Source organism: Citrobacter sp. wls711, from assembly GCF_005281055.1.
GTDB classification, from domain to species: Bacteria; Pseudomonadota; Gammaproteobacteria; order Enterobacterales; family Enterobacteriaceae; genus Citrobacter; species Citrobacter gillenii.
Window position 1 is genome coordinate 274,760 of the sequence record NZ_SZXC01000027.1, and the last position, 23,137, is coordinate 297,896.

22 protein-coding genes, 2 tRNA genes and 1 other RNA gene are annotated in these 23,137 nt (G+C 49.4%); 11 read left to right on the plus strand and 14 right to left on the minus strand.

Features of this window, described 5'->3' with window-relative positions:
* Positions 1 to 73: 73 nt before the first annotated feature.
* Positions 74 to 475, plus strand: coding sequence for an acyl-CoA thioester hydrolase YciA (gene yciA, locus FDW98_RS13820; protein ID WP_096756806.1), 402 nt, complete (start codon positions 74 to 76; stop codon positions 473 to 475).
* Between the two features lie 80 nt (positions 476 to 555).
* Here the strand turns inward: yciA and tonB are convergent, their stop codons facing one another.
* A complete protein-coding gene (gene tonB, locus FDW98_RS13825) occupies positions 556 to 1,281 on the minus strand; it encodes a TonB system transport protein TonB (RefSeq protein ID WP_197737703.1) in 726 nt (241 codons plus the stop codon).
* 215 nt (positions 1,282 to 1,496) lie between these two features.
* Between tonB and FDW98_RS13830 the strand changes: the two genes are divergently transcribed.
* Entirely contained in the window at positions 1,497 to 1,793 is a 297-nt protein-coding gene (locus tag FDW98_RS13830; protein WP_003020675.1) for a YciI family protein, read from the plus strand.
* 445 nt (positions 1,794 to 2,238) lie between these two features.
* Here the strand turns inward: FDW98_RS13830 and FDW98_RS23430 are convergent, their stop codons facing one another.
* Complete coding sequence (locus tag FDW98_RS23430) at positions 2,239 to 2,400, minus strand: hypothetical protein (RefSeq protein ID WP_170975216.1); 162 nt, start codon at positions 2,398 to 2,400, stop codon at positions 2,239 to 2,241.
* A 207-nt stretch (positions 2,401 to 2,607) separates the two neighbouring features.
* Complete coding sequence (locus tag FDW98_RS13835; RefSeq protein ID WP_096756805.1) at positions 2,608 to 2,781, minus strand: YciY family protein; 174 nt, start codon at positions 2,779 to 2,781, stop codon at positions 2,608 to 2,610.
* A 142-nt stretch (positions 2,782 to 2,923) separates the two neighbouring features.
* On the opposite strand from FDW98_RS13835, the gene cls reads away from it, so the two are divergent.
* Both cls and FDW98_RS13845 read left to right on the plus strand, forming a co-directional pair.
* The gene (gene cls, locus FDW98_RS13840) at positions 2,924 to 4,384 is read left to right on the plus strand and encodes a cardiolipin synthase (protein ID WP_096756804.1); all 1,461 of its coding nucleotides are present in this window, start codon (positions 2,924 to 2,926) and stop codon (positions 4,382 to 4,384) included.
* A gap of 34 nt (positions 4,385 to 4,418) precedes the next feature.
* Positions 4,419 to 4,748: an HI1450 family dsDNA-mimic protein gene (locus tag FDW98_RS13845; protein WP_096756803.1), complete on the plus strand. Its 330-nt coding sequence runs from the start codon at positions 4,419 to 4,421 to the stop codon at positions 4,746 to 4,748.
* Positions 4,749 to 4,783: 35 nt separating this feature from the next.
* Here FDW98_RS13845 and FDW98_RS13850 read toward each other — a convergent pair whose 3' ends face one another.
* The 7 genes from FDW98_RS13850 to FDW98_RS13880 form a co-directional block, all read right to left on the minus strand.
* Entirely contained in the window at positions 4,784 to 5,620 is an 837-nt protein-coding gene (locus tag FDW98_RS13850; RefSeq protein WP_096756802.1) for an ion transporter, read from the minus strand.
* Positions 5,621 to 5,666: 46 nt separating this feature from the next.
* Complete coding sequence (oppF, locus tag FDW98_RS13855) at positions 5,667 to 6,671, minus strand: murein tripeptide/oligopeptide ABC transporter ATP-binding protein OppF (RefSeq protein WP_096756801.1); 1,005 nt, start codon at positions 6,669 to 6,671, stop codon at positions 5,667 to 5,669.
* A complete protein-coding gene (gene oppD, locus FDW98_RS13860; RefSeq protein ID WP_096756800.1) occupies positions 6,668 to 7,681 on the minus strand; it encodes a murein tripeptide/oligopeptide ABC transporter ATP-binding protein OppD in 1,014 nt (337 codons plus the stop codon). Before oppD ends, oppF begins: the two co-directional genes overlap by 4 nt.
* Positions 7,682 to 7,692: 11 nt before the next feature.
* Positions 7,693 to 8,601 carry an oligopeptide ABC transporter permease OppC gene (gene oppC / locus FDW98_RS13865; RefSeq protein ID WP_096756799.1) on the minus strand — a complete coding sequence of 303 codons (909 nt, stop codon included), beginning with the start codon at positions 8,599 to 8,601 and terminating at the stop codon, positions 7,693 to 7,695.
* Positions 8,602 to 8,619: 18 nt separating this feature from the next.
* The gene (oppB, locus tag FDW98_RS13870; RefSeq protein ID WP_096756798.1) at positions 8,620 to 9,540 is read right to left on the minus strand and encodes an oligopeptide ABC transporter permease OppB; all 921 of its coding nucleotides are present in this window, start codon (positions 9,538 to 9,540) and stop codon (positions 8,620 to 8,622) included.
* Positions 9,541 to 9,661: 121 nt separating this feature from the next.
* Complete coding sequence (gene oppA, locus FDW98_RS13875) at positions 9,662 to 11,293, minus strand: oligopeptide ABC transporter substrate-binding protein OppA (RefSeq protein ID WP_096756797.1); 1,632 nt, start codon at positions 11,291 to 11,293, stop codon at positions 9,662 to 9,664.
* A 760-nt stretch (positions 11,294 to 12,053) separates the two neighbouring features.
* A complete protein-coding gene (locus FDW98_RS13880; protein WP_096759382.1) occupies positions 12,054 to 12,701 on the minus strand; it encodes a YchE family NAAT transporter in 648 nt (215 codons plus the stop codon).
* 486 nt (positions 12,702 to 13,187) lie between these two features.
* Between FDW98_RS13880 and adhE the strand changes: the two genes are divergently transcribed.
* The gene (gene adhE / locus FDW98_RS13885; protein ID WP_096756796.1) at positions 13,188 to 15,866 is read left to right on the plus strand and encodes a bifunctional acetaldehyde-CoA/alcohol dehydrogenase; all 2,679 of its coding nucleotides are present in this window, start codon (positions 13,188 to 13,190) and stop codon (positions 15,864 to 15,866) included.
* A gap of 243 nt (positions 15,867 to 16,109) precedes the next feature.
* On the opposite strand, the gene tdk is transcribed toward adhE, so the two are convergent.
* Positions 16,110 to 16,727: a thymidine kinase gene (tdk, locus tag FDW98_RS13890; RefSeq protein ID WP_096756795.1), complete on the minus strand. Its 618-nt coding sequence runs from the start codon at positions 16,725 to 16,727 to the stop codon at positions 16,110 to 16,112.
* Between the two features lie 648 nt (positions 16,728 to 17,375).
* Between tdk and hns the strand changes: the two genes are divergently transcribed.
* Positions 17,376 to 17,789, plus strand: coding sequence for a histone-like nucleoid-structuring protein H-NS (hns, locus tag FDW98_RS13895; RefSeq protein WP_137398866.1), 414 nt, complete (start codon positions 17,376 to 17,378; stop codon positions 17,787 to 17,789).
* A gap of 138 nt (positions 17,790 to 17,927) precedes the next feature.
* Here the strand turns inward: hns and galU are convergent, their stop codons facing one another.
* The 3 genes from galU to rssA form a co-directional block, all read right to left on the minus strand.
* A complete protein-coding gene (galU, locus tag FDW98_RS13900) occupies positions 17,928 to 18,836 on the minus strand; it encodes a UTP--glucose-1-phosphate uridylyltransferase GalU (protein ID WP_096756793.1) in 909 nt (302 codons plus the stop codon).
* Positions 18,837 to 19,039: 203 nt separating this feature from the next.
* Positions 19,040 to 20,053 carry a two-component system response regulator RssB gene (gene rssB, locus FDW98_RS13905; RefSeq protein WP_096756792.1) on the minus strand — a complete coding sequence of 338 codons (1,014 nt, stop codon included), beginning with the start codon at positions 20,051 to 20,053 and terminating at the stop codon, positions 19,040 to 19,042.
* Between the two features lie 90 nt (positions 20,054 to 20,143).
* Entirely contained in the window at positions 20,144 to 21,049 is a 906-nt protein-coding gene (rssA, locus tag FDW98_RS13910) for a patatin-like phospholipase RssA (RefSeq protein WP_096756791.1), read from the minus strand.
* A gap of 111 nt (positions 21,050 to 21,160) precedes the next feature.
* On the opposite strand from rssA, the gene FDW98_RS13915 reads away from it, so the two are divergent.
* From FDW98_RS13915 to FDW98_RS13935, 5 genes are all read left to right on the plus strand, one after another.
* The gene (locus FDW98_RS13915) at positions 21,161 to 21,616 is read left to right on the plus strand and encodes a YchJ family protein (protein WP_096756790.1); all 456 of its coding nucleotides are present in this window, start codon (positions 21,161 to 21,163) and stop codon (positions 21,614 to 21,616) included.
* Between the two features lie 54 nt (positions 21,617 to 21,670).
* The gene (purU, locus tag FDW98_RS13920; protein ID WP_096756789.1) at positions 21,671 to 22,513 is read left to right on the plus strand and encodes a formyltetrahydrofolate deformylase; all 843 of its coding nucleotides are present in this window, start codon (positions 21,671 to 21,673) and stop codon (positions 22,511 to 22,513) included.
* A 155-nt stretch (positions 22,514 to 22,668) separates the two neighbouring features.
* Positions 22,669 to 22,753: transfer RNA gene (locus FDW98_RS13925), tRNA-Tyr, on the plus strand.
* A gap of 35 nt (positions 22,754 to 22,788) precedes the next feature.
* Positions 22,789 to 22,873: transfer RNA gene (locus tag FDW98_RS13930), tRNA-Tyr, on the plus strand.
* Between the two features lie 45 nt (positions 22,874 to 22,918).
* Positions 22,919 to 23,049, plus strand: a non-coding RNA gene (locus tag FDW98_RS13935) — RtT sRNA.
* Positions 23,050 to 23,137 lie beyond the last annotated feature (88 nt).

Genomic DNA, 23,137 nt, shown 5'->3' on the forward strand with positions numbered 1-23,137 from the left:
CATCCCCTCTGTTCTCAGCCCACAAATTCTAGTAGCATCGCGCCTGTAATCTTTCTCTACAGTCGGTTCTACAATGACAACAACGAATAACACCCCTCAAGGTGAGCTGGTTTTACGTACTCTGGCCATGCCAGCCGATACCAATGCTAACGGCGATATTTTTGGCGGTTGGCTGATGTCGCAAATGGATATCGGTGGCGCTATTCAGGCCAAGGAAATCGCGCACGGTCGTGTGGTCACGGTGCGAGTGGAAGGAATGAGTTTTTTACGCCCGGTTGCCGTCGGTGATGTGGTCTGTTGCTATGCGCGCTGTGTAAAGCGCGGTACCACATCCATCAGCATTAATATTGAAGTCTGGGTTAAGAAAGTGGCATCTGAGCCAATTGGGCAACGCTACAAAGCCACCGAAGCGTTGTTTATCTACGTGGCCGTGGATAAAGACGGGAAACCCCGTCCGATCCCCGCCTCTGCCTGATACGACACGTTAACGTCGAAATCAGACAAGCATTATGCTAGTTGCCGGATGATGGCGTAGCGCCTCATCCGGCCAACTTCTTACTCGATCTGCGCAGTACCGTTCAGACGGAAAACAATATTCACCACCAGTCCGGAGCCAGGTTTGCCCGCCTCGTAGCGCCATTTGCGCATGGCATTCTTCACTTCACGCTCAAACATATTGGCAGGCTGTGCGGAAAGCACCTCCACGTTCTCAACCCGGCCATCTGACGTCACGTCAAATTTCACTTTTACACGACCTTCAATACGCAGCGCCTGCGCACGTGCCGGATACTGTGGCTGATTACGACTCAGCGCACGCGGGCCAGCAGGCGCACTGACGGTCTGCTTGCTGGTGGCCGGGGCGGTACTGGTGGTCGGGCGCGCAGGCGCGGTGTTTTCAACTGGCGCGGCCGGGCGTGATTCAACCGGTTTAACGTCACGTTTCGGCTGTTCTTGCACCTTTTTCACCGGTTTTGGCTTCGGTTTTGGCTTTGGCTTCGGTTTCTCAATAACGACCGGTGCCTCCTTTGGCGGCTCAGGAATCGGTTCGGGTTCCGGTTCTGGCTCGACGACGGGCTCCGGAGGCGGCTGAACAACCTGCGGCGGTTCGAGGTCAGCTGGCGCGACCATCGTGATAGAAATCGGCTGCGCGGGCGCAGGCAGTTCAATAACCTGATGTACCGAGGTATACAGCAGTCCTGCCACTACAGCACCATGAACGCCGACAGAAAGTAACGTCGGCCAGGGAAAGCGACGAGGTAAATCAAGGGTCATTGAAGTCATAATCGTTTCAGTTAAAAAACCAGGCCCTGATTTTAAATGCAAATAGCAATCATATTCAATAAGCCCATGGCGGTAAGCGGCATTTAAAACGCGATTTTATGATAATAACCCACTTCTAAAGTAGGGGCTTAACAAATCCGTTATCTTTCCGTTGCAGTTGTTAGGCCTTTCCAATAACGTAATTAACGACTTTTACCGATCAAGGAGCTCTTCCCGTGCTGTACGTTATTTATGCTCAAGATATCGCTGATTCTCTCGAAAAACGCCTTTCCGTGCGCCCGGCACATCTGGCACGTCTGCAACTTCTCCATGACGAAGGTCGCCTGTTGACCGCAGGTCCTATGCCCGCCGTGGATAGCAACGACCCGGGTGCGGCCGGATTTACCGGATCAACCGTCATTGCCGAATTTGAATCACTCGAAGCTGCACAAGCATGGGCTGAAGCTGACCCGTATGTAGCGGCAGGCGTTTATGCGCAAGTTTCAGTAAAACCGTATAAGAAAGTATTTTAAGCAACAACGTCATACTAACATTAATAAGCAGAGTGATTATCTACCCGCTTATAATATTCACAAGGGTGCATCTGAATAGATAATATTCAATGCACCTGTATTATTGCTATTTCAATACTCGCCATGGCATATAACACTTAGTGGTTAGAAAACTAAAGCATCTGGCAAAATGTTATGCAGGGAATCTTTTTATGAATAATGACGGTCTTTTCGATAGCCGTATAATAAGGTAGAGGGATGCTGTCACTTTCCCATTAAATAACTTTTTCTCGTTATCAATTTATTATGTATTTCACTTCTGAAAAGTGATACATCAAGCACAATAAAATTCCAACTCACTAATTTATCACTTTTAAAACAACAAGATACATCACCACACCCATCTGAGACACCCGATGCCACTTCTGCATTACGCCATCAGAAGTGGCATTAACTCACAGGGTCTTTAATATCCAGCAGCTTTATTAGCCGCATTGATTCGCTTAGTCCTGGCGTCTTTTTGATTTTTATCTGTTGCCTGAATGATGCCACCGGCAGCATCAATCCAGTCGCTTGCCGTGCAACCAGACAACGTCACACTCAGCATGAGCGCCATTAAATACTTCATCTAAACTCCGTTTTTCAATTACCGTACAAAAATATTGGTGAAAATTTATATAATTAGTTATTACCGGCGCATTGTTACAAACATATCCGACACGAGCAATCAATAAATAAGGGGGCTGATTGAATAGCGCAGAATATTAACCGGGAGGATAAAAGATGGCGGGTTGTGCTGTGGTCATTGGGCACCGCCAGCGATGCCCTTTTTTGATCAGACGCTGTGGATTGCAAACAACAACGAGTTACGTTGATGGTTGAGAATGCACTTTCTGATGGTATGGATGCGCATATTGCGGCGCGATTGTCCTTCAAGCCAACGCGCTTTACGGCGACTGGCCTGACGCTGCATCCGCCAGCGCCCCACTTCCGTTCTACTACGCTTCATGTTAACCACTCTTACCGTCACAGAGCGGACATTATACCGCCTGACCGAATGCAGACCAGCAGTTTTCCCGTGTTTTTATTTGCCAGATGAATCCTGATGCGTAAACTCTTAACAATACGCTTTCAAAAGGATTTTTAAATTTATGACAACCTTCTACACCGTGGTGAGTTGGCTGGTCATTCTGGGATACTGGGTACTCATCGCTGGCGTAACATTACGCATTCTGATGAAGCGACGCGCAGTGCCCTCTGCAATGGCCTGGCTTTTGATCATCTATATTCTGCCATTGGTCGGGATCATTGCTTATCTGTCTTTTGGTGAACTTCATTTGGGCAAACGTCGCGCCGAGCGCGCCAGAGCGATGTGGCCTTCAACGGCCAAGTGGCTCAACGACCTAAAAGCCTGTAACCATATTTTTGCTCAGGAGAACAGCAGCGTCGCCTCGTCTTTATTTAAGCTGTGCGAACGTCGCCAGGGTATCGGCGGCGTTAAAGGAAACCAGCTTCAGTTGCTCACCAGTTCCGATGACGTGATGCAGGCGTTGATCCGCGACATTCAACTGGCGCGGCATAACATTGAGATGGTGTTTTATATCTGGCAACCCGGCGGCATGGCCGACCAGGTCGCAGAATCATTAATGGCCGCGGCACGACGCGGTATTCACTGTCGCTTGATGCTGGACTCCGCAGGCAGCGTGGCGTTCTTCCGCAGCCCGTGGGCCGCGATGATGCGTAATGCAGGTATTGAAGTCGTTGAGGCACTGAAGGTTAACTTGATGCGTGTCTTCTTACGCCGCATGGACCTGCGCCAGCACCGTAAGATGATAATGATCGACAATTATATTGCTTACACCGGCAGTATGAACATGGTTGACCCGCGCTTCTTTAAACAGGATGCTGGCGTCGGGCAATGGGTTGATCTGATGGCAAGAATGGAAGGTCCGGTCGCCACCGCGATGGGGATTGTCTATTCCTGTGACTGGGAGATTGAGACCGGTAAGCGCATTTTACCGCCGCCACCGGATGCCAATATCATGCCATTTGAGCAGGCCAGTGGGCACACCATTCATACCATAGCCTCCGGCCCGGGTTTTCCTGAGGATTTGATCCATCAGGCGTTACTGACCGCGGCATATTCTGCGCGTGAATATTTAATCATGACCACGCCCTACTTCGTCCCCAGCGACGATCTGCTGCATGCCATCTGTACGGCGGCGCAGCGTGGGGTGGATGTGAGCATTATTCTTCCCCGCAAAAATGACTCTATGCTGGTTGGCTGGGCAAGTCGGGCCTTTTTCACCGAGCTGCTGGCGGCTGGCGTGAAAATTTACCAGTTTGAAGGGGGTCTGTTGCACACCAAGAGCGTGCTGGTCGATGGTGAGCTGAGTCTGGTGGGTACCGTAAACCTGGATATGCGCAGCTTGTGGCTGAATTTTGAGATCACGCTGGTGATTGACGATGCCGGGTTTGGTGCCGATCTCGCGGCAGTACAGGACGATTACATCTCCCGTTCGCGCCTGCTTGATGCGCGTTTGTGGCTAAAAAGGCCACTCTGGCAACGGATCACCGAGCGACTGTTTTACTTCTTTAGCCCGTTGCTGTAAAACGTGCCCAAGAGACGGTAAACAGGTAGTCATTATGGATATGGATTTGAACAATCGCCTGACTGAAGACGAAACGCTTGAGCAGGCTTATGACATTTTTCTCGAACTAGCGACAGACAATCTCGACCCCGCTGACGTTCTTCTCTTCAATTTACAGTTTGAAGAACGCGGCGGCGCAGAGTTATTTGACCCGGCAGAAGACTGGCAGGAGCACGTCGACTTTGACCTGAATCCTGACTTTTTTGCCGAAGTGGTGATTGGTCTGGCCGACTCAGAAGATGGCGAGATTAACGATATTTTCGCACGCGTTTTGTTATGCCGTGAAAAAGATCACAAGCTCTGCCATATTCTCTGGCGCGAATGAGTCAAAAGAAAAGCTGCCCAGGCAGCTTTTTTTATTTAATTCGGAAGCTTAGTTCCACAGCGGTTACAAAATTGCGCGCTGTGCTCGTGCTGATGCTGCTGACACTGAGGGCATTGACGTTGATTCTGCCGATGCTGAAACGCGCTGCTCATGTGCGTAGTAATCAAGCCCGTGGGTATTGCAATTACTGAATAACCGATCAGAATAAGCACTGACGCCACCATACGCCCTAACGGCGTGTGCGGCGCGATATCCCCATATCCAACCGTCGTTACCGTCACAATGGCCCAGTACACCGACGCATTCAGCGTATCAAATCCATACTTCGGCCCTTCAATGAGATACATCAGCGCGCCGAAAATAATCATTAAAATGGCGATAAACGAATAGAACAGAATCAACTGGTGACGTGCACTTTTTATGGCGCCCCAAAACACCATCAACGAAGGCATAAAGCGCAGCAACTTGAGGATCCGCAGTACACGAATCGCCCGCATCGCTCGCCAGGCAAACACATAGTTCAGACTCATTTCTGGCCATAGCCACATGACATACAGCGGCAAAATGGTGGCCAAATCGATAATACCCCAAAAACTAAACACATATTTTGCCGGATTGGCCCAACAGCATAATCGCAGCAAGTATTCGGCGGTGAAGACCAGAGTAATAAAGATCTCCAGCCAGACAAAAGAACGCCATTCATCATACGTTAAATGATATTGCGTACCGACGCCCGACTCAACGAAGATGACAATGACGCTAAGCAACGCAAACAGCGCGCACAGACCTTCAAAACGACGACCTGAGCGCGTGTTTAAATCGAATAATTTACGATAGACAGCGCGGCGGACAGAGGACACAAAGCCAGACACATTCACCTCACCTATAAGAAGGGCTGACCTTTGTCAGCCCTCACGATTATAGCGGGTCTACTTTCAGGCAGGAAACAGCGTGGCGGAAACTTCCTTCCAGAACCGGTCGAGTTTTTGCACATTCCGGTCCGGCAATCGGACAACGGGTACGGAACACACAACCAGACGGCGGATTGATCGGTGACGGTAATTCGCCTTCCAACAGTTGGATGGTTTTATTCCTCTCCTGATCGGGATCGGGGATCGGCACCGCCGACATCAGCGCTTTGGTATAAGGATGCAGCGGGTTATGGTACACCTCGTCGTAAGTGCCCAGTTCCACCGCATGCCCCAGGTACATTACCAGCACGCGATCGGAGATATGTTTAACCACCGCCAGATCATGGGCAATAAAGATTAACGATAATCCCATTTCACGCTGCAGTTGTTGCAACAGGTTCACTACCTGCGCCTGAATCGACACGTCCAGCGCCGAAACCGGCTCATCGCAAATAATCAACTTCGGCTCGAGGATCAGCGCGCGAGCAATCCCGATACGCTGACACTGTCCGCCTGAAAATTCGTGCGGATAGCGGTTGATCAAGTTTGGCAACAGCCCGACTTTCATCATCATTGCCTTCACGCGATCGCGCACTTCCTGCCCTGGCAGGCTGGGATGATAAGTGCGCAGCGGTTCTGCGATAATTTCACCGATGGTCATACGCGGGTTTAATGAAGCCAGCGGATCCTGGAAAATCATCTGAATATCGCTGCGCACCGCGCGCCACTCATCGGGTTTCATACCCAGCAAATCTTTACCCAGCCAGGCCACTTTGCCATCGGTGGCTTTCACCAGACCAATAATGGCGCGGGCAAAGGTAGACTTACCGCAGCCAGACTCGCCCACTACCCCTAACGTTTCACCTTCGTACAGTCGCAGGGTCACGCCATCAACAGCTTTCAGTGTTTGTGAGGGTTGCCAGAACCACTGCTTGCCGTCTTTGATATCGAAATGGACTTTAAGATCGGCTATCTCAAGCAAGACTTTTCGTTGTTCAGTTGCCGTTGTCATACCAGTTCCTCCACCGGTTTAAAGCAAGCACGCAGACGGCCTGGGCTAAACTCTTCCAGCGGCGGAGCGCTGCTACAAATTTCCATCGCATGCGGACAACGAGGCTGGAACGGGCATCCTTTTGGCAAACGCAGCAGGTTTGGCGGGTTACCCGGGATGGTCAGCATCTCTTCCCCTTCAGCATCCAGACGCGGCACCGCGTTAAGCAAACCAATAGAATACGGATGAACGGGTTTATAAAAGACATCGCGCGCGCTGCCATATTCCATGGTGCGCCCGGCATACATCACCAGAACCTTGTCACATATCCCGGCAACCACACCGAGGTCGTGGGTGATCATAATAATCGCGGTATTGAATTCGCTCTTCAGTTCATTCAGGAGCGTCATAATTTGCGCCTGAACCGTAACATCGAGCGCGGTTGTCGGCTCATCGGCGATCAGTAACTTTGGCCGACACTGTAACGCCATGGCGATCATCACACGCTGGCGCATCCCGCCTGAAAATTCATGTGGATACATCTTCATACGCTTGCGCGCTTCCGGCATTTTGACCGCATCCAGCATTCTGACGGATTCTTCAAACGCTTCGGCTTTACTCATGCCTTTATGCAGCATCAGCACTTCCATTAACTGCTCTCCGACCCGCATATACGGGTTCAGGGAGGTCATGGGGTCCTGAAAGATCATTGAAATTTGTTCGGCGCGCAGTTTGTTCAGCTCGCGTTCCGGTAAATTAAGAATTTCACGTCCGTTGAACGTCGCAGAACCGCCGATGCGACCATTGGCCGCCAACAGTCCCATCAGGGCAAACGCCGTTTGCGATTTCCCCGATCCAGATTCACCGACAATACCCAGCGTTTCACCGGCTCGCAGCGAAAAGTTCAGATCGTTTACCGCGGTGACATCCCCATCAGGGGTGGCAAACGTCACGCGCAGATCTTTCACGTCCAGCAGTGCGTTAGCCTGTTGTTGCGCGAGCGGCGCGGTTGAGGTTTCAATTACGCTCATGGCTGCACTCCTTAACGGTCTTTCGGGTCGAGGGCATCACGCAGGCCATCGCCAATAAAGTTGAAACAGAACAACGTCACCACCAGGAAACCTGCCGGAAACAGCAGCAGCCACGGTGAGACTTCCATTGAGTTAGCACCATCACTTAACAACGCCCCCCAACTGCTTAACGGCTCCTGGGTCCCTAAGCCAAGGAAGCTCAGGAAGGATTCGAACAGGATCATGCTCGGTACCAGTAGCGATGCGTACACAACTACCACGCCCAGAACGTTCGGGACAATATGGCGGATAACAATGCGCACGGTCGAAACCCCACCCACCTGCGCAGCCTCAATAAACTCTTTGCGCTTCAGGCTCAGCGTCTGGCCACGCACGATACGTGCCATATCCAGCCAGGAGACCATACCGATCGCCACAAAGATCAGCAGGATGTTTTGCCCAAAAAAGGTCACCAGCAGAATGACGAAGAACATGAACGGGAAGGAGTTGAGGATTTCCAGCAGGCGCATCATCACGGAGTCAATTTTGCCGCCCAGGTAACCTGACAACGATCCGTACAACGTGCCGACAATCACCGCCACCAGCGCCGCGGCAATCCCGACCATCAGCGAAATACGTCCACCAATCGCCACGCGTACCAGCAGGTCACGCCCCGAAGAATCAGTACCGAAGTAGTGACCGGACTCACTGTCCGGCGCGCTGGACATCATTCCCCAGTCGGTATCGAAGTAGGTAAATTGCGATAGCATCGGCGCAAGGGTCACAAACAGCGCGATAATCACCAGCACAACCAGACTGGCTACCGCCGCGCGGTTATGCATAAAGCGTCGACGCGCATCCTGCCACAAACTGCGGCCTTCGACTTCCAGCTTTTCACTGAAATTCTCCAGCGTCTCGCTGTTTTTCTTACTTAACATCATAGATAGCGAGCTCCAGTATCAGTAACGGATTTTCGGATCGATAACGGCATACAGCACATCAACAATCGCATTAAATACAATTGTCAGTGCGCCGACCAGAATGGTCAGGCTCAATACCAGCGAGTAGTCGCGGTTCAGCGCGCCGTTAACGAACAGTTGACCAATACCCGGCAAGCCGTAGATAGTTTCAATCACCATCGAACCGGTAATAATGCCGACGAACGCCGGGCCCATATAAGACAACACCGGCAGCAAAGCGGGCTTTAACGCGTGACGGAAAATAATCCGCCGCATTGGCAGACCTTTCGCCCGTGCGGTACGAATAAAGTTGGAGTGCAGCACTTCAATCATCGACCCACGGGTGATACGGGCGATACTGGCGATATAAGCCAGCGACAACGCCACCATCGGCAAGATCATAAATTTCAGCGCCCCGCCGTTCCAGCCGCCACCGGGCAACCATTTCAGCGTTATTGCAAATATCATCACTAACAAGGGGGCCACCACAAAGCTTGGGATAACCACCCCGGTCATCGCCACCCCCATCACCGTATAATCCCAGCGCGTATTTTGCTTCAACGCAGCAATGACGCCAGCACTGACGCCAACGAGTACCGCCAGGATAAAGGCAGCTGCACCCAGCTTCGCCGAAACCGGGAAGCTCGAGGCAACCAGATCGTTAACGGTATAGTCTTTATATTTAAAGGAAGGTCCAAAATCGCCATGCGCCAGTTGCTTCAGGTAGCTGAAGTACTGCGTGGTGATAGGGTCATTAAGATGGTATTTCGCTTCAATATTCGCCAGTACCTCTGGCGGTAACGCGCGCTCACCGGTGAAAGGACTCCCCGGCGCAAGGCGCATCATAAAGAATGAGATCGTAATAAGAATAAATAGCGTCGGAATCGCTTCCAGACAGCGACGTAATATGAATTTTAACATTGCCCGTACCTTCTGGCGTGTGCCTTTATACCTCTTTAAGCCATTTATGGGGCCAGAGAGGTATTTATAGTTCGAAGAAAAAGACACTGTGGGGCAACGATGGTCGCCCCACGTCTTGCCATTAATGCTTGATAATATACAAGTCTTTAACGTGGATATTATCCATCGGGTCTTTACCGGAGTATCCGCCTACCCATGGTTTCACCAAACGGGCGTTGACGTAGTAATACACCGGTACAATCGCAGAGTCTTTATCCAACTGCTGCTCAGCTTTCGAATACAGCTCGCTGCGCTGCGCTTCGTCAGTCGCTTTCAGCGTATCGGCAATCAACTTATCAAATGCCGCGCTCTTATAGTGAACGGTGTTGTTAGAGCTGTCTGACAGCACCATGTTAAGGAAAGAGGTCGGTTCGTTGTAATCCGCACACCAGCCAGCACGAGAAACATCATAGTTACCCTGATGACGGGTATCGAGGAAGGTCTTCCACTCCTGGTTTTCCAGCTTAACGTTGGCACCCAGATTTTTCTTCCAGATAGAGGCGGCTGCAATAGCCAGCTTCTTGTGCAGATCGGAGGTGTTATACAACAGGTCGAAGGTCAGTGGTTTTTCTGCGGTAAAGCCAGCCTCAGCCAACAGTTTTTTCGCTTCTTCGTTACGTTTTTCCTGTGACCACTTGAACCACTCTGGCTCAACCAGTTTTGCGCCATCGGTATACGGCGGCGTGAAGCTATACGCTGGCAGGTCGCCCTGGTTCTTCACTTTGTTGACGATAATGTCACGATCCAGTGCCATCTTCAGGGCGGTACGTACACGCACATCGTTGAACGGTGGTTTCTGGTTATTAATTTCGTAATAGTAGGTACACAGATACGGGTCAACGTGGACTTCGTTCGGGATCTCTTTTTTCAGTTTCTGGAATAACTCAATCGGCATGTTGTTGTAGGTCATGTCGATTTCACCACTGCGGTAGCGGTTAACATCAGTCACTTCAGAAGAAATTGGCAGATAAGTTACCTGGTTAATCACCGTTTTGGCGTTATCCCAGTAGTTAGTATTACGCTCAAGAACGATGCGCTCGTTGACGACCCAATCTTTTAATTTATAGGAGCCGTTAGAAACGATGTTCGCGGGCTGGGTCCATTTATCACCAAATTTTTCCACCACGGCTTTAGGCACTGGGGAAACGGATGAGTGAACAAGCAGTTTGTAGAAATACGGAACGGGTTCACTGAGGGTAACTTCAAAAGTATGGTCATCAATGGCTTTTACACCGAGATCGGTGACCGGTTTTTTACCGGCGATAATGTCGTCAATATTAACGATGTGCCCATACTGTAAATAGCTGGAGTATGGTGAAGCGGTATTTGGATTCGCCAAACGTTGCCAGCTATACACAAAATCTTGCGCGGTCACGGGCGAGCCATCGGACCATTTCGCGTCTTTACGCAGATGGAACGTCCAGACTTTAAAATCTTTATTTTCCCATTTTTCCGCCACGCCCGGTGATGGCTTGCCATCAACATCGCTGATTAATAAACCTTCAAACAGGTCACGGTTAATGTTGGATTCTGGTACACCTTCGATCTTGTGCGGATCGAGAGACTGAACTTCTGAACCATTATTGCGTACCAGCGTTTGTTTCTCAGCAAGTTGAACACCGGCAGGTACTTCTGCCGCCGTGGCAACATTTCCTGCGATAAGCGCAGATAGAATCCCCGCCGCTACTAAACTTTTCTTAGTGATGTTAGTCATTGTGTTTGTACTCCCTCATTATTATGGCTGGTTTTTTAACCAGACTGTTAATCCTGTACGGCACCGGAGATTTTCTGCCGTCAGGTGATTTATTGTTTTACTGCTTGCTATCACCGACTTTATTTATTCTGGCGATTCGAGCGACCGCCTTGCGTCGATTTTCTACGTGTCTCCCCTGTCGGAAACACGCGGTTACTCTATTGAGAGAAACTAACTGAAAACAGTTCTCATCAACGTAAAATCTTCTGCAAAATACCTGGTCGGAAAGTATCAAATGCCTTTCTTAACCGCCAATACATTTTACAGATTTGTTAACCAATTCGCTTTTATCGAAAAAAAATCGCACACTAATGGTCCTCAAAAAGAGAGATCATAACCATAAGACCATGATAGATAACGAGTTAAACCCATTGAGCGGTTGATTACCCTGTCCGGTAGCAATATGCCGATATAATTTACATAAAATTAACAATTGGTTATTAATTAGCACATTACTCTAAAATAGACACTGAAATAACTAATAACATTTCGATAATCCTTCAGCAAGCCCCAGAGTATAATGTTAGAAAAATAACAGTAAGCCCCCTATTCAGGAACGTAGCCATAAAAATTATTATCTTTTAAATCAATACCTAACAGATGGATTGGCAATCAGCATGTTTTACAATTTCAATGCTAATTTTCAACTTTAGTGAGACGTTTTACTGATAATGAAAAGAACGGAGCTGAGGGCCAGCTCCGTTTACTGAAAACAGTCCCGTCAGGCCAGTAAGCCCGGGAAAATAGATTTGATGCCGGTGACGATGAATTCAATCCCCAACGCCATGAGCAGTAAGCCCATAATACGCGTAATAACGTTAATACCCGTTTGCCCCAACAGGCGTACCAGCCAAGGAGCCATACGAAACAGTCCCCAACAGCATAAGGCAAACAGTGCAATCGCCACAAAGAATCCGAACAGGTTAAATGCGCTGTGATAGCGAGTCCCCCAGACGATGGTTGAACTTATCGCCCCCGGCCCCGCCATCAACGGCAATGCCAACGGAACAACACCAACATTCTCGCGTATGGCAGTCTCTGACTTTTCCTGTTTGTTTTGTTTATCTTCCCCGAGTTTCCCACTGATCATCGACATTGCAATGGTTACCACCAGAATCCCGCCGGCAATTCTGAACGAATCAATCGAGATACCGAAGAGTTGCAGGATCGCATCACCAAGAAACAACGAGGTCCACAAAATAATCGCCACCGACAGGTTTGCCGTCAGATTGGTTTTGTTACGCGCCGCTGCGGTTTGGTAGCTGGTCATACTGATAAAGACCGGGATGATCCCGACGGGGTTGACCAACGCAAATAACCCAATGAAAAACTTAAAGTAAAGAGAAAAATCAAATAGCGTTTGGATCACGGTTAGCTCCGAAGCGTTAGCCGGATAAAATGAGTCATAAAAAATGTTAAAAACCGCGCTGAAGATACGCTTTTTGGCAGCATTCTTCACCTTCTATCTGCGTTAAACTCTGTAAACGTGCTACCAATACTCGGTGTTATTAATATGTATGAAATATGCTAATGTTAATCTCATTCATTCCATCAATTCGTTAACACTTGCCGACAAACACTAAAAGAGCCTGCTGAAAGGTGTCAGCTTCGCGTAAATTTGATCCAGATCACGCAATTACTACTCAGAAGTGAGTAATCTTGCTTACGCCACCTGGAGGAAACGCGTTAGAGTTGAATACGCTAGCGTATAGGCTCTTTTAGTAAATCAATGTAAGGCGGGCGTGAATTAACCGTTTGATTTTCAAAACGTTACACAAATTTTCGTCGATCTGTCTATACTCTCGTAGCGAGCAGATGATTTACTAAAAAAGTTTAACATTATCAGGAGAGCATCATGGCTGTTACTAATGTCGCTGAACTTAACGCACTTGTAGAGCGCGTAAAAAAAGCCCAGCGTGAATATGCCAGTTTCACTCAAGAACAGGTTGACAAAATCTTCCGTGCCGCCGCTCTGGCTGCCGCAGACGCTCGAATTCCTCTCGCGAAAATGGCCGTTGCCGAATCTGGCATGGGTATTGTCGAAGATAAAGTGATTAAAAACCACTTCGCATCTGAATACATCTATAACGCTTACAAAGATGAAAAAACCTGTGGTGTCCTGGCCGAAGACCATACTTTTGGGACCATCACTATCGCTGAACCGATTGGTATCATCTGCGGTATCGTTCCAACCACTAACCCAACGTCTACTGCAATCTTCAAATCGCTGATCAGCCTGAAGACGCGTAACGCTATCATCTTCTCTCCACATCCGCGTGCTAAAGATGCAACCAACAAAGCGGCAGACATCGTTCTGCAGGCTGCTATCGCTGCTGGTGCACCAAAAGACCTGATTGGCTGGATCGATCAACCTTCTGTTGAACTGTCTAACGCTCTGATGCACCACCCGGACATTAACCTGATCCTTGCGACCGGTGGTCCTGGTATGGTTAAAGCAGCATACAGCTCTGGTAAACCGGCAATCGGTGTTGGCGCAGGTAACACCCCTGTTGTTATCGACGAAACAGCAGATATCAAACGTGCCGTTGCTTCCGTGCTGATGTCTAAAACCTTCGACAACGGTGTAATCTGTGCGTCTGAACAGTCCGTTGTGGTCGTGGATTCCGTATACGACGCCGTTCGCGAACGTTTTGCCAGCCACGGTGCCTATATGCTGCAGGGCAAAGAGCTGAAGGCTGTTCAGGACATCATCCTGAAAAATGGCGCGCTGAACGCGGCTATCGTGGGTCAACCGGCATACAAAATCGCTGAGCTGGCTGGTTTCTCCGTGCCGACTAACACCAAGATTCTGATTGGTGAAGTTAAAGTTGTCGACGAAAGCGAACCGTTTGCTCACGAAAAACTGTCTCCGACGCTGGCAATGTACCGTGCGAAAGACTTCGAAGATGCAGTTGTTAAAGCTGAAAAACTGGTTGCTATGGGCGGTATCGGTCATACCTCTTGCCTGTACACTGACCAGGACAACCAGCCAGAACGCGTTGCTCACTTCGGTCAGATGATGAAAACTGCACGTATCCTGATCAACACCCCGGCGTCTCAGGGTGGTATCGGCGACCTGTACAACTTTAAGCTTGCACCATCCCTGACTCTGGGTTGTGGTTCCTGGGGTGGTAACTCCATCTCTGAAAACGTTGGTCCTAAGCACCTGATCAACAAGAAAACCGTTGCTAAGCGAGCTGAAAACATGTTGTGGCACAAACTTCCGAAATCTATCTACTTCCGCCGTGGCTCACTGCCAATCGCGTTGGATGAAGTGATTACCGATGGTCACAAACGTGCGCTGATCGTGACCGACCGCTTCCTGTTCAACAACGGCTACGCTGATCAGATCACGTCCGTTCTGAAAGCTGCGGGCGTTGAAACCGAAGTGTTCTTTGAAGTTGAAGCTGACCCGACGCTGAGCGTTGTGCGCAAAGGTGCTGAACTAGCCAACTCCTTCAAACCAGACGTGATCATCGCGCTGGGTGGCGGTTCCCCGATGGACGCAGCGAAAATCATGTGGGTCATGTACGAACATCCGGAAACCCACTTCGAAGAACTGGCGCTGCGCTTTATGGACATCCGTAAACGTATCTACAAGTTCCCGAAAATGGGCGTGAAAGCGAAAATGATCGCCGTCACCACCACTTCCGGTACCGGTTCTGAAGTCACCCCGTTTGCGGTTGTAACCGACGACGCTACTGGTCAGAAATATCCACTGGCAGACTACGCGCTGACCCCGGATATGGCGATTGTCGATGCTAACCTGGTGATGGATATGCCGAAGTCACTGTGTGCTTTCGGTGGTCTGGATGCCGTCACTCACGCCCTGGAAGCTTACGTTTCCGTACTGGCTTCTGAGTTCTCTGACGGTCAGGCTCTGCAAGCGCTGAAACTGCTGAAAGAAAACCTGCCTGCGTCCTACCACGAAGGTTCTAAGAACCCGGTAGCTCGCGAGCGTGTACACAGCGCAGCGACCATCGCCGGTATCGCGTTTGCTAACGCCTTCCTCGGTGTATGTCACTCCATGGCACACAAGCTGGGTTCACAGTTCCACATTCCTCACGGTCTGGCGAACGCCCTGCTGATCAGCAACGTTATTCGTTATAATGCGAACGACAACCCGACTAAACAGACTGCTTTCAGCCAGTACGACCGTCCGCAGGCCCGTCGTCGCTACGCTGAAATCGCAGACCATCTGGGTCTGAGCGCACCGGGCGACCGTACCGCAGCGAAAATCCAGAAACTGCTGGCATGGTTGGATGAGATCAAAGCTGAACTGGGTATTCCTAAGTCTATCCGTGAAGCTGGCGTTCAGGAAGCTGACTTCCTGGCACATGTTGACAAACTGTCTGAAGATGCGTTTGACGACCAGTGCACCGGCGCTAACCCGCGTTACCCGCTGATTTCTGAACTGAAACAGATCCTGCTGGATACCTTCTACGGTCGCGAATACAACGAAGGTGAAACTGCCGCTAAAACCGAAGCAGCTGCTGCACCTAAAGCAGAGAAAAAAGCGAAGAAATCCGCTTAATTCAAAAATCTAAGCGGTAGTATCACGTCGAACGGTCCCTTTAGGGGACCGTTTTTTTTCGCCTGATTTATTCTCACCTTCATAGCGCAAAGACTCATTCAGACCATCGCGGTGAATGGACATGCCCGTAGGAGATTGGAGGAGGATGCGCGTAAAGGGTCTACAGAGGTGATTGTAGGGTAGTACTTCTGACTTATGGCCAGTGGCCTACCCTGCGCGTTACAGCGCCCAGGCGAGCGTAGATTAATCGTGGCAGTGCCTTTCCTGAATGGCCGTCAGAGAGCCCTCAGATTGCGCCTCTTTATAGTGCTTGCGGCATACCGACACATAGCGTTCATTGCCACCAATAACCACCTGTTCTCCCTCGTTATAAGGTCGTCCAGCTTGATCAAGACGTAGTACCATACTCGCCTTCCGCCCGCAGAAACAAATAGTCTTTAATTCGACCAATTTATCTGACCAGGCAAGCAGGTATTCGCTACCGCCAAATAATTCACCACGAAAATCGGTGCGTAATCCGTAACACAAAACCGGAATATCCAGCTGATCGACAACCTCGGATAATTCATAAACCTGCTGGCGTGTCAAAAACTGTGACTCGTCAACCAGTACACAATGTATTCTCTGCTGCGCATTCTCCGCGCGAATTTCTTCGAACAATGATGAATTTTGGTTAAACAGTTTTGCAGGTGACGACAGACCTATACGTGAACTTACTTTCCCTGTTCCAAACCGGTCGTCGATTTCCGCTGTATATACAACGGCACGCATGCCACGTTCCTGGTAATTGTATGAAGATTGCAGCAAAGCGGTCGACTTCCCCGCATTCATTGCAGAATAGTAAAAATATAGCTGTGCCATTGACCGTCAGCCCTCACCTGAGTAAATAAATATGGGCGCGATTGTATCATAATTCACAAACATGTCTGCGCACCGTTGTCGCCCACATACGTATAAAAAATCGCGTCAGCATCACTCATCAGCCTCCTAAATATGACGTACTACGGTAAGGTTCAGGAAACAGACTTAAGTTATGGGTCGCACAGTGATGCCCCCCCACCAATGCTCGAATAATCTGACTTATGACGGTATATACACATTCTTTCACAAATAGTGCCCTTGAAATTCATCAACGGTGCTTATCATCACAGTTCAATAAGAAACCTTGCTTTCAATGTTATTGAATCCCCCTACGAACACCCTGTAATAGTGAATCCCCGTAAGCAAAACTAATACAAAAGGTTGAAATTACTGCAAACAGATACAATTACCGTGCTGTAAAATGTGACCTGAATCTTGAATTTTCCTGCATGACTGAAGAGTAGCCCCCACACCAATAAGCCTTTTTCATGCCCTTTCCCAGACGAAATTTAACGACAATGAATTAATGCAGATACTAAATAAAGCGCAATTTTGAATTCCTTACATTCCTGGCTATTGCACATCTGAATTTATCGCTCTATTATTAGCTCAACAAACCCCACCCAATATAAGTTTGAGATTACTACAATGAGCGAAGCACTTAAAATTCTGAACAACATCCGTACTCTTCGTGCGCAGGCAAGAGAATGCACTCTGGAAACGCTTGAAAAAATGCTGGAAAAATTAGAAGTTGTCGTTAGCGAGCGTCGCGAAGAAGAAAGCGCTGCCGCTGCTGAAGTTGAAGAGCGCACTCGTAAACTGCAACAATATCGTGAAATGCTGATTGCTGACGGTATTGACCCGAACGAACTGCTGAATAGCATGGCTGCGGTTAAAACCGGTGCTAAAGCTAAGCGCGCAGCACGCCCAGCTAAATATAGCTATGTTGACGAAAACGGTGAAACGAAAACCTGGACCGGCCAGGGTCGTACACCGGCAGTAATCAAAAAAGCGATGGAAGAACAAGGTAAACAGCTGGACGATTTCCTGATCAAGGATTAATCCACAATTAGTTTGCTTAAAATCCCGCCGACGGCGGGATTTTTTTTACCTGTACTTCACATAACACCTACCCAATAGGGGTATAAAAAAACGGCGCTGGATAAACAGCGCCGTTGCATGCGGATTAATAACGTGATGTTACTTCTTAATACCCATCTCGTCTTCAAGCCAGGCTTTAAATTCAGCGCCAAGGGTATTATGACGAATACCATATTCGACGAACGCTTGCATATAACCCAGCTTATTACCACAGTCATGGCTTTTGCCCTTCATGTGATAAGCTTCAACCGTTTCTTTTTCAATCAGCATATCGATAGCATCGGTCAACTGAATTTCGTCACCTGCGCCCGGAGGCGTTTTTGCCAGCAGAGGCCAGATATCTGCACTCAGGACATAACGCCCTACAACCGCAAGATTAGATGGCGCGACATCGGCTTTCGGTTTTTCCACAACACCGACCATCGGTACGCTTTCGCCCGGCGCTAATTCCACACCTTTACAGTCCACCACGCCGTAAGCCGTCACATCTTCTACTGGCTCCACCATAATTTGACTGCTGCCTGTTTCATCAAAGCGACTAATCATTTCGGCGAGGTTATCGCGGGATAAATCAGATTCGTATTCGTCGAGAATAACATCCGGCAGGATAACCGCTACGGGTTCATCACCAACAACCGGATGCGCACACAATACAGCGTGACCCAGACCTTTTGCCAGACCCTGGCGAACCTGCATAATCGTCACGTGCGGTGGGCAAATAGATTGCACTTCTTCCAGCAACTGGCGCTTAACACGTTTTTCCAGCATCGCTTCAAGTTCAAAGCTGGTATCGAAGTGGTTTTCAATCGAATTTTTAGACGAGTGAGTCACAAGGACAATTTCAGTGATACCCGCGGCAATACATTCGTTGACGACGTATTGAATTAATGGCTTATCAACCAGCGGTAACATTTCTTTAGGAATTGCCTTGGTCGCCGGTAACATCCTGGTTCCTAATCCCGCTACCGGGATAACGGCTTTTTTGACTTTCGAATTAAGGGCAGCCATTTAAAACTCTCCTGGACTGTTCATGTATTGAACGTGTTCATCAATCTGTATCGCATCCGAGTATATCAGTACCGCGACAAGCTTCAGGTCTGAAAAGGACGCGCGTCGGTATAATTAAGATAAATACGAATAAATCTGGCGCTGATACTAGCACTGCAAAAGACAGGGAGGTGAGCCAATTTGAATCCCTGCCTCTCGATTGTTCATTCTGCGGACAACATCAGTCGCAGACGCCCCCCGGCACCCCAAATTTGGCACTGCCAGGACTCACAGCGTTGGCTTAGTTGGTTGAGGTACGTATTCCCCAACGTTCCCAGCGGAACACCGTTACTGATTTGCACGTTGTGGCTACCGGTATTTAAGGTCGCATTCAGGCCCGCAGAGACCAGAACCAAATTTTTTAAACCGCTATGGTAGTAACCCACCAGCAACGGAAATTGTCCCGGTAGATTGGCCTGTCGCAGCAGATGATTAACCTGTTTCAGGAGCGTACCGAGCTCCGGCAACCGCTGATTCTGATGTGCCAGTTGCTCTTGTAGCAGCCCATTAAACAGTGCCCGTAACAACAGTGCCGCCAGCACGCCATTATCCCCTGCCCGCGTCACATCCAGGCAATAGAAGGCAAGATCGTGTTCCGACAACGGCGCAATATCAAGGACCAGGCCGGGTTGATCGGCGGCAACCAGTTGACGGTAGTTGATGCGACACTGTGAAATCACCTGTTGAACCGGTGGCTGTAGCTCTTGTAACAGTTTTGCTGCTGCTGCGGGGTCGCCGACCATCGCATCCCAGTCACGAAATAACCGCTCTTCTTCTTCAACGCGCGAGTTAAACATGTTGGGGTAAAGGCACGCAAAAACCGTTTCCCGTAGTCGGTTAAGGTCTTTCACCGGCTTAAGCAAGACATCATCCACGCCGAGGCGAAGTGCTTTGGCAATATCAGACATATTTTCTGTCGCGGAGATAACCAGGATTGGCGTCCGATCGCCACGGTTACGCAGGTATTCAACCAGTTTGAGACCGTTCATTCTCGGCATCGCAAGGTCGCAGATCATCAGATCGGGTGTAAAGCGCCCCAATAATTCCAGTGCATCAAGCCCATCGCCCGCTACAGCCGTTGTCGCTCCCAAAGAGGAAAACCATGAATCCAGAAGTGAGCGAAATACAGGCTCATCTTCAACAATAAGAATCTGTTTTCCGACCAATGGCTGCGTCATATTCTCCCCCCTGACTGGCTTTAATCAATAGTGGCATGCTATTGCTACTCACGCCTGTCAGAATTGACTTAAGTGTTGATAAAAAATGCGTTAGATGTTGGTCTTCACCAGTGGCAGCAACTCATCCATTTTTTTCTCTACCGCAAGCTGCCCGGCAGCAATAGCAGCACCAGCACGGTGGAAGTCCAACGTGGATATTTGCGGACAAAATGGTTGAATTAGAATATCTGGCGGGTCACCGGCCATGCGGTTACGTTTAAGCCGGTTTTCCAGCACCTGAATAGAGGTGGTCATGATCTCCATCGCCGTGGGGGCAGTGACCGTTCGTCTGGCGGTGATATTACTCAACCGCTCTTTCAGGCGCGCATGCCATGAAAGCTCGTCATCACTCGAGTCGGTATCATTGCTGACGTTAAAGGAGAGCAGATCTTGTTGCATGAGGTGCGCATCATGTTGCAGGTCAACTGCAATGACAATATCGGCGCCTAGCGCACGCGTCAGTGAAACCGGCACAGGGTTAACCACCGCGCCATCAACCAGCCAATAACCATTATGTGCAACCGGGGACATCAGACCGGGAATACTGCAAGAGGCCCGCACAGCAAGGTGCAAATCACCTTCGGTAAACCACAGTTCGCGACCCGTACTCAGATTCGTCGCGACGGTAGCAAACCGGCGCTGGCATTGTTCAATTGACTCGACAGGCATGACGTTGCGGTATTGATTAAACACGCGTTCACCGCGCAGCAATCCGCCTCTGCGCCAGGAGAGATCCATCAGGCGTAAAACATCCCAATAGCTGAACGAGCAGACCCATTGCTCGAGGGCGGGTAATTTATTACACGCATAGGCGGCACCAACCAACGAGCCGATTGAGCACCCTGCAACGATATCAACATCAATGCCCATGTGTTTCAGGGCCTTAATCACACCAATATGCGACCAGCCTCGTGCCGCGCCGGAACCTAGCGCCAGCCCAATTTTTATTTTTCTCATTGTACCTACAGACTTCCCCTGGCTTGCAGACGTAGCAACATCACTACGGCTCAGTTAACATAGTGCTACCGTGGCGTTTTTACGCCGTTTTTTTATTCCAGGGAGTATTTTGTGTCTCAGCTTTGTCCCTGTGGTAGCGCTGTCGAGTATAGCCTATGTTGCTACCGTTATGTGTCTGGCGCGCAAGTAGCACCAACGCCGTCACACCTCATGCGTTCTCGTTACTGTGCTTTTGTGATGAAAGACGCAGATTACCTGATTAAGACCTGGCACCCCGACTGTCATGCCGCTGCATTTCGCGATGAGATTAGCGCAGGATTTGCCCATACCGAATGGCTTGGACTTACCCTTTTTGAACAGGCAACGTCGGACACAGAAAATACCGGCTATGTCAGCTTTGTGGCGCGGTTTTCCGAACAGGGGAAAATGGGCACCATTATTGAGCGCTCTCGTTTTTTAAAAGAAAACGGCCAGTGGTATTATATTGATGGTACGCGTCCGCAAATTGGCCGTAACGATCCCTGCCCTTGCGGGTCAGGTAAAAAATTTAAAAAGTGCTGCGGCTAACCCACGCCCGACAGCATCTATTACGCAAACATTTTCAACAGGAATACCCCGGCAATGCATTCACAACAACGTAAAGTTCTGCGCACTATCTGCCCCGACCAAAAAGGTTTGATCGCACGCATCACCAATATTTGTTACAAGCATGAACTGAACATCGTGCAAAACAACGAGTTTGTTGACCACCGTACCGGTCGCTTTTTTATGCGTACAGAACTGGAAGGCATTTTTAATGACGTCACGCTGCTAACCGATCTGGACAGCGCACTGCCTGAAGGATCCATTCGCGAACTTACGCCAGCAGGCCGTCGCCGCATCGTTATTTTAGTCACCAAGGAAGCGCATTGTCTGGGCGACCTGTTAATGAAAGCCAATTACGGTGGACTCGATGTTGAAATTGCGGCGGTAATCGGCAACCACGACACGCTGCGTTCGCTGGTTGAACGTTTTGATATTCCTTTTGAGCTGGTCAGCCATGAAGGATTAACCCGCGAAGAACACGATCAAAACATGGCCGATGCCATCGACGCCCACCAGCCTGATTATGTGGTGTTGGCGAAATATATGCGTGTCTTGACGCCAGAATTTGTTTCACGCTTCCCGAATAAGATTATTAATATTCACCACTCGTTCCTGCCTGCCTTTATTGGTGCACGTCCGTACCACCAGGCTTATGAGCGCGGCGTCAAGATCATTGGTGCAACGGCTCACTATGTGAATGATAACCTCGATGAAGGTCCAATCATCATGCAGGACGTGATTCACGTGGATCACACCTATACCGCAGAAGATATGATGCGCGCAGGCCGCGACGTAGAAAAGAATGTGTTAAGCCGTGCGCTGTATCAGGTTCTGGCCCAGCGCGTCTTTGTTTACGGTAACCGAACGATTATTCTGTAATCACCAATAATATGAATTGATTAGCTTTACTGCGTTACGGATGAAAAACACGCAAACGATCTACGTTAAGCAAAGGAATGCTTTACAGCGGCGCGTCATTTGATATGATGCGCCCCGCTTCCCAAGGAAGCAGGCCAGTAAAAGCATTACCCCGTGGTGGGGTTCCCGAGCGGCCAAAGGGAGCAGACTGTAAATCTGCCGTCATCGACTTCGAAGGTTCGAATCCTTCCCCCACCACCATCCTCATAGCATTACCTACAATTTGAATTACCCCTGGTGGGGTTCCCGAGCGGCCAAAGGGAGCAGACTGTAAATCTGCCGTCATCGACTTCGAAGGTTCGAATCCTTCCCCCACCACCATCAATCCTCTGTAATACCTCAGCTAAATCAAAGCACAATGCCCTATATTCTGCCCGCGCGGGAAGGATGAGAAGCTTCGATTAAGGTTCGATTCGAGCATAGCGAGAAAGCGTTGCCGCAGGCAACGACCCGAAGGGCGAAGCGCGCAGCGCTGAGTCATCCTTCCCCCACCACCATCAATCCTCTGTAAAACCTCAGCTAAATCAAAGCACAATGCCCTATATTCTGCCCATGTGGGAAGGATGAGAAGCTTCGATTAAGGTT

Bases quoted from the DNA above. Each gene is read 5' to 3' on its own strand.
- yciA (WP_096756806.1), top strand. From the start codon at position 74: ATGACAACAACGAATAACACCCCTCAAGGTGAGCTGGTTTTACGTACT.
- tonB (WP_197737703.1), bottom strand. From the start codon at position 1,281: ATGACTTCAATGACCCTTGATTTACCTCGTCGCTTTCCCTGGCCGACG.
- FDW98_RS23430 (WP_170975216.1), bottom strand. From the start codon at position 2,400: ATGAAGTATTTAATGGCGCTCATGCTGAGTGTGACGTTGTCTGGTTGC.
- FDW98_RS13835 (WP_096756805.1), bottom strand. From the start codon at position 2,781: ATGAAGCGTAGTAGAACGGAAGTGGGGCGCTGGCGGATGCAGCGTCAG.
- cls (WP_096756804.1), top strand. From the start codon at position 2,924: ATGACAACCTTCTACACCGTGGTGAGTTGGCTGGTCATTCTGGGATAC.
- FDW98_RS13845 (WP_096756803.1), top strand. From the start codon at position 4,419: ATGGATATGGATTTGAACAATCGCCTGACTGAAGACGAAACGCTTGAG.
- oppF (WP_096756801.1), bottom strand. From the start codon at position 6,671: ATGACAACGGCAACTGAACAACGAAAAGTCTTGCTTGAGATAGCCGAT.
- oppD (WP_096756800.1), bottom strand. From the start codon at position 7,681: ATGAGCGTAATTGAAACCTCAACCGCGCCGCTCGCGCAACAACAGGCT.
- oppC (WP_096756799.1), bottom strand. From the start codon at position 8,601: ATGATGTTAAGTAAGAAAAACAGCGAGACGCTGGAGAATTTCAGTGAA.
- oppB (WP_096756798.1), bottom strand. From the start codon at position 9,540: ATGTTAAAATTCATATTACGTCGCTGTCTGGAAGCGATTCCGACGCTA.
- oppA (WP_096756797.1), bottom strand. From the start codon at position 11,293: ATGACTAACATCACTAAGAAAAGTTTAGTAGCGGCGGGGATTCTATCT.
- adhE (WP_096756796.1), top strand. From the start codon at position 13,188: ATGGCTGTTACTAATGTCGCTGAACTTAACGCACTTGTAGAGCGCGTA.
- tdk (WP_096756795.1), bottom strand. From the start codon at position 16,727: ATGGCACAGCTATATTTTTACTATTCTGCAATGAATGCGGGGAAGTCG.
- hns (WP_137398866.1), top strand. From the start codon at position 17,376: ATGAGCGAAGCACTTAAAATTCTGAACAACATCCGTACTCTTCGTGCG.
- galU (WP_096756793.1), bottom strand. From the start codon at position 18,836: ATGGCTGCCCTTAATTCGAAAGTCAAAAAAGCCGTTATCCCGGTAGCG.
- rssB (WP_096756792.1), bottom strand. From the start codon at position 20,053: ATGACGCAGCCATTGGTCGGAAAACAGATTCTTATTGTTGAAGATGAG.
- rssA (WP_096756791.1), bottom strand. From the start codon at position 21,049: ATGAGAAAAATAAAAATTGGGCTGGCGCTAGGTTCCGGCGCGGCACGA.
- purU (WP_096756789.1), top strand. From the start codon at position 21,671: ATGCATTCACAACAACGTAAAGTTCTGCGCACTATCTGCCCCGACCAA.